Annotated in this window: 13 protein-coding genes; 8 read left to right on the forward strand and 5 right to left on the reverse strand. The window is 27.2% G+C overall.

All coding sequences use genetic code 11. The features are described 5' to 3' along the window. Positions 1–94 precede the first annotated feature (94 nt). From Q3287_RS08130 to nagB, 3 genes are all read left to right on the forward strand, one after another. Positions 95–829: a GntR family transcriptional regulator gene (locus tag Q3287_RS08130; RefSeq protein ID WP_054269552.1), complete on the forward strand. Its 735-nt coding sequence runs from the start codon at positions 95–97 to the stop codon at positions 827–829. Positions 830–838: 9 nt separating this feature from the next. Next, positions 839–1972: an N-acetylglucosamine-6-phosphate deacetylase gene (nagA, locus tag Q3287_RS08135; RefSeq protein ID WP_407963836.1), complete on the forward strand. Its 1134-nt coding sequence runs from the start codon at positions 839–841 to the stop codon at positions 1970–1972. 97 nt (positions 1973–2069) lie between these two features. Beyond that, a complete protein-coding gene (gene nagB / locus Q3287_RS08140) occupies positions 2070–2819 on the forward strand; it encodes a glucosamine-6-phosphate deaminase (protein WP_407963837.1) in 750 nt (249 codons plus the stop codon). Positions 2820–2908: 89 nt separating this feature from the next. Here the strand turns inward: nagB and Q3287_RS08145 are convergent, their stop codons facing one another. Then, positions 2909–3328 carry a hypothetical protein gene (locus Q3287_RS08145; RefSeq protein WP_407963838.1) on the reverse strand — a complete coding sequence of 140 codons (420 nt, stop codon included), beginning with the start codon at positions 3326–3328 and terminating at the stop codon, positions 2909–2911. A gap of 480 nt (positions 3329–3808) precedes the next feature. Between Q3287_RS08145 and Q3287_RS08150 the strand changes: the two genes are divergently transcribed. The 3 genes from Q3287_RS08150 (at position 3809) to Q3287_RS08160 (ending at position 7833) form a co-directional block, all read left to right on the forward strand. Next, complete coding sequence (locus Q3287_RS08150) at positions 3809–4525, forward strand: response regulator transcription factor (protein WP_219674230.1); 717 nt, start codon at positions 3809–3811, stop codon at positions 4523–4525. Then, positions 4515–6002 (forward strand): HAMP domain-containing sensor histidine kinase, encoded by a 1488-nt coding sequence (locus Q3287_RS08155; protein WP_054269557.1) that lies wholly within the window; start codon positions 4515–4517, stop codon positions 6000–6002. The genes Q3287_RS08150 and Q3287_RS08155 overlap by 11 nt, the downstream gene beginning before the upstream one ends. 217 nt (positions 6003–6219) lie before the next feature. Beyond that, a complete protein-coding gene (locus Q3287_RS08160; protein ID WP_407963839.1) occupies positions 6220–7833 on the forward strand; it encodes a diguanylate cyclase in 1614 nt (537 codons plus the stop codon). Between the two features lie 187 nt (positions 7834–8020). Here Q3287_RS08160 and Q3287_RS08165 read toward each other — a convergent pair whose 3' ends face one another. The 4 genes from Q3287_RS08165 to Q3287_RS08180 form a co-directional block, all read right to left on the reverse strand. Next, entirely contained in the window at positions 8021–9103 is a 1083-nt protein-coding gene (locus tag Q3287_RS08165; protein WP_407963840.1) for a DUF2185 domain-containing protein, read from the reverse strand. Between the two features lie 99 nt (positions 9104–9202). Then, positions 9203–9535: a hypothetical protein gene (locus Q3287_RS08170; RefSeq protein WP_054276167.1), complete on the reverse strand. Its 333-nt coding sequence runs from the start codon at positions 9533–9535 to the stop codon at positions 9203–9205. 14 nt (positions 9536–9549) lie between these two features. Next, the gene (locus Q3287_RS08175) at positions 9550–9957 is read right to left on the reverse strand and encodes a helix-turn-helix domain-containing protein (protein ID WP_054276168.1); all 408 of its coding nucleotides are present in this window, start codon (positions 9955–9957) and stop codon (positions 9550–9552) included. 97 nt (positions 9958–10054) lie between these two features. Beyond that, a complete protein-coding gene (locus Q3287_RS08180; RefSeq protein ID WP_407963841.1) occupies positions 10055–11620 on the reverse strand; it encodes a PucR family transcriptional regulator in 1566 nt (521 codons plus the stop codon). Positions 11621–11826: 206 nt separating this feature from the next. Between Q3287_RS08180 and Q3287_RS08185 the strand changes: the two genes are divergently transcribed. Continuing rightward, on the forward strand, positions 11827–12906 hold the full coding sequence (locus Q3287_RS08185) for an amidohydrolase family protein (RefSeq protein ID WP_054276170.1): 1080 nt from the start codon (positions 11827–11829) through the stop codon (positions 12904–12906). 54 nt (positions 12907–12960) lie between these two features. Next, positions 12961–13584, forward strand: coding sequence for a hypothetical protein (locus Q3287_RS08190; RefSeq protein WP_407963842.1), 624 nt, complete (start codon positions 12961–12963; stop codon positions 13582–13584). Positions 13585–13705 lie beyond the last annotated feature (121 nt).

Consider the following 13705-nt stretch of genomic DNA (forward strand, 5'->3'; position numbering starts at 1 on the left):
AAATAAGTTAAAAACTATTGAAATAAAATTTCTTTTAAAGTATAATTGGTATATACCAAAATTGGTATATACCATATCGAAAAGTGGTGACTATATGAAAATAGTAGATAAATCTAGTAACATACCATTGCATACTCAATTAAGTTCAATAATAAGAAATATGATAGAAACTGGCGAACTTAAAGAAGGCGATGCAATAATGCCAGAAAGAGAACTTTGCAACATACAAAATGTAAGTCGTATGACAGTAAATAAAACGATTGTTGGATTAGTTACAGAAGGACTTCTTTATAGAGTACAAGGTAAAGGAACATTTGTTGCAAAGCAAAAAAAGAAATATCAGTTTTCAAACGTAAAAGGTTTTACTGATGTTATGAAAGAAAAGGGAGTAAATATAAAGACTGATATATTATCCTTTGAAATGGAACTACCTGATGATTTAGTTAAAAGAAAACTTGGAATAAGTGATAATACAACAAATATATATAAGATTGTTAGACTTAGATATACTGATGGAGAGCCATTTGGATTGGAAATAGTATATCTATCAGAAGAAATGTGTAAGGGTCTTACAAAAGGGATATTAGATAATTCTTCATTATATAGAGTGTTAAATGAAAAATATGGTTATAAGATACAAAAAGCTGAGCAAGTAATGGAACCAATAATACTTTCTGATGAAGAAAGTAAACTTTTGGAGACAGAAGAAGGTGCTTTGGCTCTTAAACTTCATAGAAATTCTTATAATAGAGAAGGTAATCCTATAGAATATACCATATCAATATTTAGAACAGATAAATATCAATATGAAATAGTATTGAGTGAGTAGGTGAATAATATGAAATGTTTAATTAATGGAAAGATAATATTAAAAAATCAAATCTTGGAAAATAAAGTACTCGTATTTGATGAAAAAATAATTGATATAGCAGATAGTGTACCAAATAATTGTGAAGTTATAGATGTTGATGGAAAGTATATATCTCCAGGGCTTATTGATATTCATATACATGGAAATATGGGTAAAGATACGATGGATTCTACTGATGAATCTATTGAGATAATTTCAAAATCAATAATGAGACATGGAGTAACTTCTTTTCTTCCAACTACAATGACTATGGATAAAGAACATGTTTATGATGCGCTTGAAGTTATAAAAAAAGCCCAAAATAGAAAACTTGAAGGAGCACAGGTATTAGGTGCACACCTAGAAGGGCCTTTTATAAATGAAAATTATAAAGGAGCACAAAACGAAAAATTTATAATAAATTCAAAATATGAATTTATCAAAGAATATAAAGATGTTATAAAAGTTATAACTTATGCTCCAGAGAAGGACATTGATTTTGATTTTACTAGAGAAATAAAAAGATGTACAGATATAGTATTATCTATTGGTCATAGTAATGCAAATTATGAGCAAGCTAAAGAAGCTATAAACTTAGGCGTAACAAATGTAACTCATATGTTTAATGCAATGACTGGTTTAAATCATAGAGACCCAGGTGTTGTTGGTGCAGCACTTACAACTAATGTATATAGTGAATTAATAGCAGATACAATCCATATAAATAAAGATTTATTTCAATTTATATTGAATAATAAAGAGAAAGAAAGACTTATTTTGATAACAGACTCTATAGAAGCTGGTGGGCTTGAAGATGGAGATTATGCCCTTGGAGGTCAGAAAGTAATTGTTAAGGGGAATGAAGCTAGACTTGAAAATGGAGCATTAGCTGGAAGTGTATTATCTTTAAATAAAATGGTATTTAACTTCTTAGATAATACAAATCTTAAAGTGAATGAAGCTATTAATTTAGCATCTTTAAATCCTGCAACATCTTTAGGTATAAATGGCAAAAAAGGAAGTCTAGAAATAGGTAAGGATGCAGATATAGCTATATTTGATGAGAATTTAGATTGCAAGATGACTCTTTGTTTGGGAGAAGTAGTATATAAAAATATATAATATAAAAACAAACTTCAAAGAATGTAAAAGTAACGTAAAAAATAGTAAATTGAATTTATATCAATTAAAGTATTAGCTAAAATTTAGGAGGAACAAGATGAGAGTATTAGTATGTAAAGATTATGATGGAATGAGTAAAAAAGCAGCTGAGATGATAGCAGCTCAAATAGTTTTAAAACCAAATTCAATATTAGGACTAGCTACAGGAAGTACACCAGTAGGTATGTATAGAGATTTAGTAAAAAAATATAACGATAACATAGTAGATTTTTCAGACGTAATAAGCTTTAATTTAGATGAATATTATAAGTTACCAGTATCTAATGACCAAAGCTATGATTATTTTATGAAAGAGAATCTATTTAATCATGTAAATATAAAGTTAGAGAATACTCATCTACCAAATGGAATGTCTGATGATATTGAAGAAGAATGTATAAATTATGAAGCTTCTATAGATGCAGCTGGTGGTATAGATGTACAAGTACTTGGAATAGGCCGTAATGCTCACATAGGTTTTAACGAGCCTGACAATAAATTTGCAAAAAGAACTCATGTAGTTGAACTTACAGAATCTACAATAGAAGCTAATGCAAGATTCTTTGAATCAAGAGAAGATGTCCCTAAAAAAGCTGTAAGTATGGGAATTGGTTCAATATTAAAATCTAAAAAAATATTACTTTTAGCTTCAGGAGAAGAAAAAGCTGATGCAGTATACAAAACTGTTTATGGAGATATAACTCCAGAAGTTCCTGGTTCTATACTTCAACTTCACAAAGATACTATAGTTATAGTAGATGAAGCAGCAGCAAGTAAACTGAATCCAAAAGATTATAAATTAGTATAAGAATATAATTAGATTTAAGTAAAAAATAGCTATCTTTAAATAATAAAGTTTATTTAAAGATAGCTATTTTTATTTAAGTTATTTAGTTATTACTTTTTACGAAAACTCGTTATCAAAAAGTATCCAAATAATATATTGAAAATTATTATATTAAGTGGTATTCGGTCAAGCATGATAAAATTACCTATAATTGGAATTTTGCCAACTGGAAACATAAATATTAATACAGGCATTAATGTTAGTAAAAAAGATGGAAGACAGAGAAGGATTAATCTTGGAATATCAAGATACCAACTGCCATTTTTTTTATACTCCTTAATAAATAATTCAGTTCCTAACAATAAACCAATGCTACCAGAGGAGATTAAATTAATAAAAATAAACTTTTTAAAGTCTTGCATAAAACCAGTGCCAAATTTACAATAGAAGTCAAAATTCAATTTAACAGCTAAAAAATACATACTTAATAGAATAATTAAAAATAAAAGATATCTAAGAGCTTTTTTCATTTTAAATTCTCCCTTCATAAATACTTTACCTGGTTTTATTTTGTTGAAATATAATTTTGTCGATGAGTTTAAGAAATCCATAAAATTAATTGAGAAAGGAATAAGTATGATATATGAATAAATTTTTTTTATGCTTGAAGTAAACTGTATTACTTAATATAACTATAATATTAATTATTTGAATATTCAACAAAAAGTCTGAGAAATATCAGTTTTGCTAGAAAATGAATAAATATAGTTAGAAGTTGGATTATTATTTTGTAACAATTTGTACTGAGTCTGGTAAATTCTATAATAATTTGTTTTTGCCTTAAAATTGCCTTAAAATCTAAACAATTTTAAAACTAATGTAGCATAAAAAGCTGATATAATTTAAATATAGTAAAAAATATTATTTATCTTACAGATTGGGATTTTATTGTTTAATCAATGTATTTATACTATTTAATTTAAATTAAGAGTTTATTAAGGAGTGAGTGTATGAATAAGTTAATTTATATAGCAGATGACGAAGATAATATAAGAAATTTGGTAAAGACATTCTTAAAAAATGAAGGCCATGATGTTATGGATTTTAAAACAGGTGATGAACTTTTAGAGCAATTTAATAAAAAAGAGTGTGACTTAGTAATCCTAGATATAATGATGCCTGGTTTAAGTGGTTTTGATGTATGTACAAAACTTCGTGAGAAGAGTACTGTTCCAATAATCATGCTTACTGCAAGAGATACAGATATAGATTATATTACAGGGATAACTTTGGGTAGTGATGATTATTTTACAAAGCCATTTAGCCCAATGTCTTTAGTAATGAGAGTAAAGTCGATATTTAGAAGGATAGAATTTGAAAAGAAACAAATTTATGATAAGTATGGTGATTCTGTAGATATGGAATTGAAATTTGGTGATATAACAATAAATAAAAAAAATAAAATCGTTACAAATAAAAGTGACAATATAGACTTAACACCAAATGAATACAACTTATTAACCTATTTGTTTGAAAATAGAGACAGGGCAGTTTCTAGAGATGAATTATTAAATAAAATATGGGGATATGATATTGAAGTTGAGACAAGAGCTGCTGATGATACAGTAAAGAGACTACGTAAAAAAATTTTATATACAAATATTTTGATAGAAACTGTCTGGGGTTTTGGGTTTAGATTAAAGGAGAAAAATTCAGATGGAAAATAAAAATGATAAAAAGAGAACAACTAAGATTAAATCCATACTTAAATTAAAATTTTCAAAGAAAAATATAAGTATAAAAACTAGGATTTTGTTGAGTATATTGTGTTTAATAATTGTAGTTTTTATGATAATATTAGTATCTTTTAATGTATTGCTTGATACATACATAAAAACTACTGCAAATGAAGAGCTAACAAAATCTACAGAAATAGTAGAACATATGGATAGTAATTTTAGACCTATCAAGCCTCCTCAAGATGATGGAAAGCTTCCGCCAAAAGCATTATCTAATTTTATGAGAAATGTACAAGATAAAGTTAGGATGGCAGAAACACAATCAGATGCTGATGCTATGGTGATTGATTCGAAGTATAACTTGATATTTCCAACAAGAGAGGATGATTTTTTAAAGAATATTGATGAGATGGAATCGATTAAAAAGTGTATCCAAAATGAAAAACTAGACTTAAACTCAGATGAAAACACACGTATCTCTACTGGAAGTAAGGATTACTATATTTCGACTGTAAAAATAACTAGTATATATGGAGAACAAGATAAGTATTTGATTCTTTTTATAGATATATCAAAAACTTTAAATCTAGTTCAAAAGATAAACATTGTATTGATATTTGTAATGTGTTTTGCTGGGATATTAGCAATATTTACAGCTGTAGTTTTATCTGAGAAAATTGCTAAACCTATAAAAGAGTTGTGTGGTTTTGCAAAAAAAATGGGTCATGGGGATTTTAAAAGAACTTACTTTGACTTTTCAGATAAGGAATTAGTAGAACTTTCAAATATTATGAATAAGAGTGCTGAATATCTTGATAAGTATGATAATGAACAAAAAATATTTTTTCAAAATGCTTCTCATGAACTTAGGACTCCACTTATGTCCATTAAAGGTTATGCAGAAGCCATAAAGTATAATGTAATAGATAGCAAACATGCAAGTGATATAATACTTGAAGAAAGTGATAGATTGAGTGATATGGTCGAAGATTTGTTATATATATCTAAAATTGATAATATAACTAGAGATTATGACCTTGTAGAATGTGATTTAAGGGAAGTACTTTCAAACTGTGGTTCTAGACAAAATGTAAGAGCGACAAATAAAGGTATAAAATTTATTTATGAGTTTGATGAAGAAATGGTTCTATTTGAATGTGATGAAAAAAATGTATCCAAAGCATTTATGAATCTTATAGAAAATGCTTTAAGGTATGCTAAGAGTGAAATTAAAATCGTATGTAAATATAATCAAAAAAATATAGTTGTTGTAGTTGAAGATGATGGGATTGGTATTAATAAAGACGATTTACCTCATATTTTTGAACGATTTTATAAGGGGGTTGGGGGAAATCATGGAATTGGATTATCAATAGTTAAATCTATTGTAAATAAACATGGTGGACGTATATATGCTGAAAATGGTAAAAAAGGAGCTAAGTTTACTATAGTATTTAAGTTATAAAGATAATATTGATATATATTAAAGAAAATATGTCAATATTTGAAGTTGTTTTTTACATATATCTATTGTATACTGTTGAAAAAAGAACAATATTAAGCTGACATATATTATAATGGTTGACAATTAAGGTAGATGCTTAAATATATATGCAGAAAGGAAAAATAAAATCTGAAGTGTATTTAGTTTAAGTAAGCTTCTTATTTTATAAAAAATATGTATGAAAGAACAACTGCTTTTTGATATTACAAATTTAGTAACAGTTATCTTTGAAGCTTTTGTTGTCCATATGTTTTTATCAGATTTTTTAGGTCAGAAAGAAGGATATACAAGAGTTGTAAGATATGCTAGATTGGGTTTTATAATATGTTTAGGAGCCTGTAATTTAATAACTTTAAATCCTGTAATCACAACACCTTTAATTTTCATCCTTATTTTTTCATCATCATTTTTATATGAAGGAAATATAAAGACACGATTGTTTGCTACTGTTTTATTAAATGTATTCTTTATATTATCAGAAATTGTGGTAACAAGTATTTTTGTTTTATTTATAAAAGAAGGCTTCGAAATAATGTTTGAAAACAATACTATAAGAGTACTAGCCACAATTTTATCTAAGATAGTTTTTTTATTTATATGCAAAATTGTTTGTTTATTTAAAAAAGATGTACATTCAGATATGCCAATAAAATATTGGATTACTCTACTTGCAATACCTTTATTAAGCTTATTTCTGACTGTTTCTATATTTGATACAAATAAGTTTTTTAGTTCTGAAAGTTTAAAGTTTCTAAACTTAATATCAAGTGTTGGCATTTTATATATTAATTTTATTGTGTTTTATCTATTTAAATCTATTATAGATAAAACTAAATTATCTATGAACTATGAAATACTTGAGCAAGAAATAATTCATAAGGAAGAATTAAGGCTTAGTAATGAACGTTATAAAATTATTGTTGAACAGACTGATTCTGTTGTCTTTGAATGGAATGCTAAAGAAAATAAATCATTTGTATCTCAAGCATGGAATGAAAAATTTGGATACAGTAATAAATGTGACAATCTTTTAAAAGAGATTATGGATAAAGAATTAGTTCATCATGAAGATTATAGGGGATTTGAAGAGTTTCTTAAGTGTATTAAAGAAAATAACAAACATAATCAAATAATCTATCGTTTAAAAAAATCTGATGGCGAATACCTTTGGTGTAGGACATCAGTAACCAAGATTTTTAATGATGAAAATGAACTTTTGAAGGTTGTAGGTGTAATTGTAGATGTAGATAGCGATATAAAAAAATACGAAGAGTTGAAAACTAGAGCAGAAAGTGACTCATTGACAAATATATACAATAAAGGAACCTTTGAAAAATTAGTAGAAGAAGTTATATCTACAAATAAAAGTAATAAAAAAGATGCATTATTCATTATTGATTTGGACGATTTTAAGGAAATAAATGATAATTTTGGGCATCCATTTGGTGATTTTGTATTAAAAACTTTTGCTGAGAAGATACAAGATAGTTTTGGGAATGAAGATTTAGTTGGAAGAATTGGTGGGGATGAATTTGTAGTATATATGCAAGATTATCAATCAGAAGTAAATTTGCATAAAAAAGCTAAAGAATTAAATAGAGTACTTTATGAGAACTACAATGATTTAAGTTTTAGCTTTGAGGCTTCTGTTAGTATAGGTATTGCAAGACATCCTCAAAATGGAAATTCATTTTTAGAATTGTTTAAAAATGCAGATAGAGCTCTTTATAATGTGAAGGCTTCTGGAAAAAATTCTTACTGTTTATTTGAAGAAGAATTATACATACAGTGAATTTAGAAGATATAGTTTGAGTATATAGTTAAATTATTGAAAAATTTGACTCATGTAGTGAATTTGTAAGTATTTGTTAAAGGCTATGACTATAAAAAACATAGCCTTATTTTCATGTATAATTAAGTATTATGTATTTTAAAACAATTCTATTTATTAAAACCAAATTGGCAATAAGTTTTATGGTTTAAAAATATGTAGGATTCATAAATGGTATTATAAGTTCTGTGGCTTCTCCATCTGCATCAAGTCCCCAGTATCCACTATAAATACCATCACCCATACCACTTGTTAGCATAATTAATCTATAAGGTGTTTGTGGTAATTGCCAAATCAAAAAATTGCCATATTTATTCTGTACATTTGGATACATTTCATAGCTTTTTTTAAAAAGTGCTGAAAAATAATCGTTATATTTATTTTTATCTGGATTTTCATTTTGCCATTTTATTATAAAATCTTTGTATTTTTCTGCAACCTTTGCATCTGAAAAGCAAGCTAATCCTGTATCTACACCAAAGAAAGTCCATGCTCCTGATTGTCCAAAGTCGTCGATTTTCTTTCCTTTTGGCATAGCAATTTCATATTTAATGGGTTGTTTGTCACTAATAATTAATCTAGTTGCTACAATTCTAAGTCCAACAATTTCAGAATGACAGATAGAAATTTCTACAGGATAACTTCCAGATGGTATTTTTCTTTCTAAATAAGTTTCATATTCACTACCTAAGTATGCAAGAGGGTCTGCAAGGACAACTTCTCCACTTGGAAAATCTGTCTCTCCCACAATTAAGGGTTCGAGTTTGTCACTTTTCTGAAACAAGCTTTGAAAGAATTCTACTGGATAATTTTCCTGATTTAAAAATTTTAGGTTCTTTTCAAATGCTATTTGTGCAGGATGTTTAACTAGTTCTCTAATTTCTTTTCTTGTGTTTGTGTCAATAAAATATTTTCCACTTTTATCAGAGCAAAATTCTAGGTCTGTTCCTATAGGCATATAAAAAATATTTAAAGTAGTTGGTTCAATATTAATAAGAGTATTAAAATCTATAATTGTCATGTTTTTAGGATTGTCAATATACTCTTGTGTATCTGTATCTCCAAAAGCAATCCATCCATTTCCAAATTTACTGTCTTCTCTAAAAAGCCACTTCAATTTTGATGTACCATTGAGAATTGATTTGCTGACAATACAACCTCCTGCTCCAGTTATATACTGCTTCATTCCTGATTTTTCATCTTTCGCTTCCTTTTTATTAGACAATTTCATATAAATTCTCCTTACTTTTTATAGTTTTAAAATAGTATAATTTATTATTTGTGGATAATAAAAACAGTTAATCTAGCCATTTACTAGCATCTTTCTAACTCAAAATAATGTAATACAGATTACCAAACCTATAGCGCTGATAGCCAAAAAAATCAATCCAACTCCAACTGATTTTTTTCTAGATTCAATTTCTTTGCAATCTTCTTTAGACATATTTATAATAGGGTATTTTCGTCTACCTATTAAGTATATTATTAAACCACTCGAATTATTACCATTCATAGCAAATAATCCCCACAATTTAGGATGTTTTAATCCACGAGCTTTTGCATCAATCACAGTCATATGATAAATTTGATATACAACACCAACTGAACCCACAAGAGCTACAGCAAAACATATCAAAATAAGCATATTTTTATTCGCTTCCATAATGAGTACACCTCCTAAAATTTTCTTATAATTTGGTAGAACAATGCTGATGAACTTATTATTGCTATACAAAATACACTAGCCATAAAGTAGTAGTTGTCTGGTATAAATCTATTAAATAACACAAATAAAATAAGTAATATAATGTTGATAATAATTGCAGTTATTAACTTTTTATTACTATGAACTACATTTGTACTTTCTTCTAAATGTTCAATCATTTTATTATCTCCTTTCAATAATTCATCTAAGCTAATGGAATACAAATCACTTAGTTTGATAACGCTTATAATATCTGGATAAGATTTCTCATTTTCCCAATTTGAAATTGTTTGTCGTGATACATTAATTTTTTCTGCAACTTTTTCCTGTGTCAATCCAGAATTTATACGAGCATTTTTCAGTTTCTTTCCAATTTCCATGTAGCTATCGCTCCTTTCATAATTATTTTGTCATATTGAGAGGGTAAAATCTATCAAATATCTTTTACAATGGTGATTTAAGTGTGTCAAAATGTTTTTACATGCCTATATATGTGTTGAAACAGGTCTTATTTCTTGAGTTAATTTCAATCATTTTTATAGAAATATAAATCTGAAGTATTTCATCAGCATAATCTAGTGTAATACCTGTAATTTCTTTTATTTTATTAATTCTATAAAACAGAGTATTTCTATGGATATTTAAAACTTCAGCTGCTTTGCTTGGCGAATTATTAAAGTAGATATATTGCTTTAAGGTCTCTAGCAAATTAGAACCATTTTTTTTATCTTCTTCAATTAGTTTGGTTACAGCAGGATGATTGAGGTCATATAAATCATAGTTGGCACTAAGTAGCTCGTAGAGGATATATGGTATGCTTTTCCCAAATGGAGAAAAGTTTATGTTATATTTTTGAGCAATTTCACTAGCTTTTTTGGCTTGAATATAATACTTCCAACTGTCAGATAGCTTTGAAAATCTCGGGCTTATTCCAGCATAAAGTGAATTTAGTTTTAAGTAATTAATAAATTCTTTATTTTCATGCTCAATTAAATTATGAATTAAAGAATCATTAATGAAAACAACTAAAGCAGACTTATATACTACACAATTATTAGATGGTATAAATGCACTTAAAGACTGCATAATAAAAGGAACTTTACTGTCAAAGTAATTATTATCTTTGTTCACTATTACCATTATGTTTAATGAATTTGACTTAGTCCAATTTAAATAATGAAATCTTCTGCTTATAGTATCATCATCTAGATATTTTTTTTCTAACAAATCAGAAAGTATATAATTAGGAATAAGTTTTTTATCTATATTAAACAGATTATTTTTTTGTAGTTCTAGAGATAAAGCTTTATTAAGTGATTCTAATAATTTGAAGTGAAATTCATTAAATGGAATTTTCCATTCACAGATAGCTATATGAGCTATTTCAATTTCTTCTACACATACGGATGAGATTAATGTACCAAGCCAGTTGTCTGGTTTATTTTCTTCTTTAATAGATTTATTATAATGTATTTTTTTATGTATATTTTGATATTTTATGTAATTTATAGTTTCTTCGTCTAAATATTTGTCTCCATTAGAATCTTCAGTAAGTTGTAATATATCACTAACATCGTAAGAAGAAGCCAAGACTTTGAAGGTAGAGTCACGAATTATCATAGGATAGCCAAATTCTTCACGTGCTATATCAATTAAATATTGTATGCCTTTATTCTCAGAAACTACATCAAAAAACCTTTGAGAGCATAAACTAAGATGTATTTCTTGATTCATAATATTTAACAATTCACTAAAAAGGTCATACTTTTCTTTTTTTGATTTTATGATACAAATATTTGAGTTTAAATTGTATCTTTCTAAATCAATGTTAACTTCATTTTGTATAAATATACCTAAAAAATTTATATTGTTCAAATCCACAGTAATATCTGATATATTTCCTAAATATAAACATCTAGTAGTAAATTCAGTTTGATTATTCTTATAAATATTCAAGCTAGTAATGTCTATATATTCATCTGTAAATGGCTTTAATACTGAGATATATTGAGATATATCCTTCATTAAATCTGCTAATTTCATGCTAAACCCCCTCTAGTTATACTTTATTGTACTATAGCACAATCAATATAGTATATTTTACATCAAAGTTTAGGTTATAACACATAGTTTAGGTAAATTAATTTATATATAATTAGTTATATAAATTAAGAAAATATCAAAGTAAGAAATTTTTAATTAAATAAGAATTAGATTTTTAATAAATAAAAATAAAGGGAGTGTGGAGTATGGCAGTAACTAAAATTACGAATGTTAAAATATTTGATGGAGAAAAACTTTCAGAACAAAAGAGTGTTGTAATAAAAGATGGTGTTATATCATCAAAAACAATAGCTGATATTACTATAGATGGAGAAGGATGCACTTTACTTCCAGGATTTATTGATTCTCATATACATTTGGATAGTTTAAAAAACTTGGAGGACGCAACTGATTGGGGTATAACTACTATGCTTGATATGGCAACTAATAGTAAAGATGTAGTAGAATCTTTAAGAAATTTAGACGGATTAACTGATATTCGTAGTGTATATGAACCTGTTGCACCAGAATCTCACCCTCATCTCATGGGAATGGGGTTTAAAGATAGTAAAATACATACTATTGAAGATGCTGAAAATTTTGCTAAGAAACAAATTAAACAAGGAGCAGATTTTGTAAAAATCATAATAGAAGACCCTAAAACATCTAAAACGGCTTTTGATTTTGAGACAATAAAAAGAGTAGTTGAGATATCTCATGAACATGGGAAAAAAGTATTTGCTCATGCACCTACAACTATAGCTTATGAATATGCAGAAAAAGCAAATGTTGATGTAATAAATCATATTCCTTTTATAGGTAAATTATCTGAGGATGTAGCCAAAAGGATAAAAGAGAAAAATCTTATATCAATTCCAACTATAGTTATGATGGAAAGTATAGTATCAAATATAAAGAAAGCTACAGGAAGAGAAGATGTTAGGTTAGAAACAGCAATAGAAAATACAGCTACATTGAAAAAAGCTGGAGTGATGATATTAGCTGGAACTGATGCAAACAATGATAAAAATTCTGTTAGTATAGTGAAACATGGAGAATCTCTTCATCGTGAATTTGAATTATTAGTTAAAGCAGGTCTTAATACAATTGAAGTACTTGAGAGTGCAACAAGTTTACCAGCAAAATTATTAGGTCTTAATGACCGTGGAGTAATAAGAGAGGGGAAAAGAGCTGATTTAGTAATGGTTGAAGGTGACCCAATTAAAAATATAGTAGCAACTAGAAATATAAAAGGTGTATGGATAAAGGGTAATAAAGTAAGATAATGAATTGAGTATTGCTAAAAATAAAAGAAGTTTATGTTAAAGGAGATTGAGAATATGTTATTAAGTAGACCAGGAAAGAACTCTATAGAAGATATAGTGGATAAAAATAGTGTAAAAGAGCTTATAGAATTTGAAAGGTTTTGTAGAGATAATGCGTTATGGGATGAAATGAAAAAATGCTTTGCAAAGGAATCTACTGTTTCAATATCTTGGTATCAAGGTAGTGGAGAGGGGTTCGTAGAAGAGTCAAGTAATATGAAATCTTATGCGCCACATAAAATCTGTGATACATTAGTTTGGGTAAATAAAGATAAGGCAGTATCAATTACAATGGGAGCTATCCATATTAGAAATGAAATAGATGGAAATTTAGTGGAACTTCAGTCAGATGTCAAGTTTCTGTATAAGACTCAAAAGATAGACGATATATGGTATATAATATCTATGGATGCTATATATGAAAAAGATATAATTTTACCTGTTTATCAGGATGGGGATGTCAAAATTTCTAAGGAAGATATAAAGGATTATAGACCTTCATATGCAAGTCTTTCTTACATGCTTAGTACAGATGGATATAAAATAAATCAAGAACTACCTGGAATAGATAGACCAGAGATGGTTGACAGTCTTTATAAAGATGCAGATAAATGGCTATTAGATAACTCTAGAAATTAGTTTGAATATAAATAAAGATGTAGGTGATTTTATATAAAATTACTTACATCTTTTTAAATAAATTTTTGAATGCTTTAGATAATAGTATTATAAAGAGTTTATTTAATTTGCTATTCTTATT

The organism is Clostridioides sp. GD02404 (assembly GCF_045898275.1).
Lineage (GTDB): Bacteria > Bacillota > Clostridia > Peptostreptococcales > Peptostreptococcaceae > Clostridioides > Clostridioides difficile_A.

Bases quoted from the DNA above. Each gene is read 5' to 3' on its own strand.
- Q3287_RS08130 (WP_054269552.1), top strand. From the start codon at position 95: ATGAAAATAGTAGATAAATCTAGTAACATACCATTGCATACTCAATTA.
- nagA (WP_407963836.1), top strand. From the start codon at position 839: ATGAAATGTTTAATTAATGGAAAGATAATATTAAAAAATCAAATCTTG.
- nagB (WP_407963837.1), top strand. From the start codon at position 2,070: ATGAGAGTATTAGTATGTAAAGATTATGATGGAATGAGTAAAAAAGCA.
- Q3287_RS08145 (WP_407963838.1), bottom strand. From the start codon at position 3,328: ATGAAAAAAGCTCTTAGATATCTTTTATTTTTAATTATTCTATTAAGT.
- Q3287_RS08150 (WP_219674230.1), top strand. From the start codon at position 3,809: ATGAATAAGTTAATTTATATAGCAGATGACGAAGATAATATAAGAAAT.
- Q3287_RS08155 (WP_054269557.1), top strand. From the start codon at position 4,515: ATGGAAAATAAAAATGATAAAAAGAGAACAACTAAGATTAAATCCATA.
- Q3287_RS08160 (WP_407963839.1), top strand. From the start codon at position 6,220: ATGAAAGAACAACTGCTTTTTGATATTACAAATTTAGTAACAGTTATC.
- Q3287_RS08165 (WP_407963840.1), bottom strand. From the start codon at position 9,103: ATGAAATTGTCTAATAAAAAGGAAGCGAAAGATGAAAAATCAGGAATG.
- Q3287_RS08170 (WP_054276167.1), bottom strand. From the start codon at position 9,535: ATGGAAGCGAATAAAAATATGCTTATTTTGATATGTTTTGCTGTAGCT.
- Q3287_RS08175 (WP_054276168.1), bottom strand. From the start codon at position 9,957: ATGGAAATTGGAAAGAAACTGAAAAATGCTCGTATAAATTCTGGATTG.
- Q3287_RS08180 (WP_407963841.1), bottom strand. From the start codon at position 11,620: ATGAAATTAGCAGATTTAATGAAGGATATATCTCAATATATCTCAGTA.
- Q3287_RS08185 (WP_054276170.1), top strand. From the start codon at position 11,827: ATGGCAGTAACTAAAATTACGAATGTTAAAATATTTGATGGAGAAAAA.
- Q3287_RS08190 (WP_407963842.1), top strand. From the start codon at position 12,961: ATGTTATTAAGTAGACCAGGAAAGAACTCTATAGAAGATATAGTGGAT.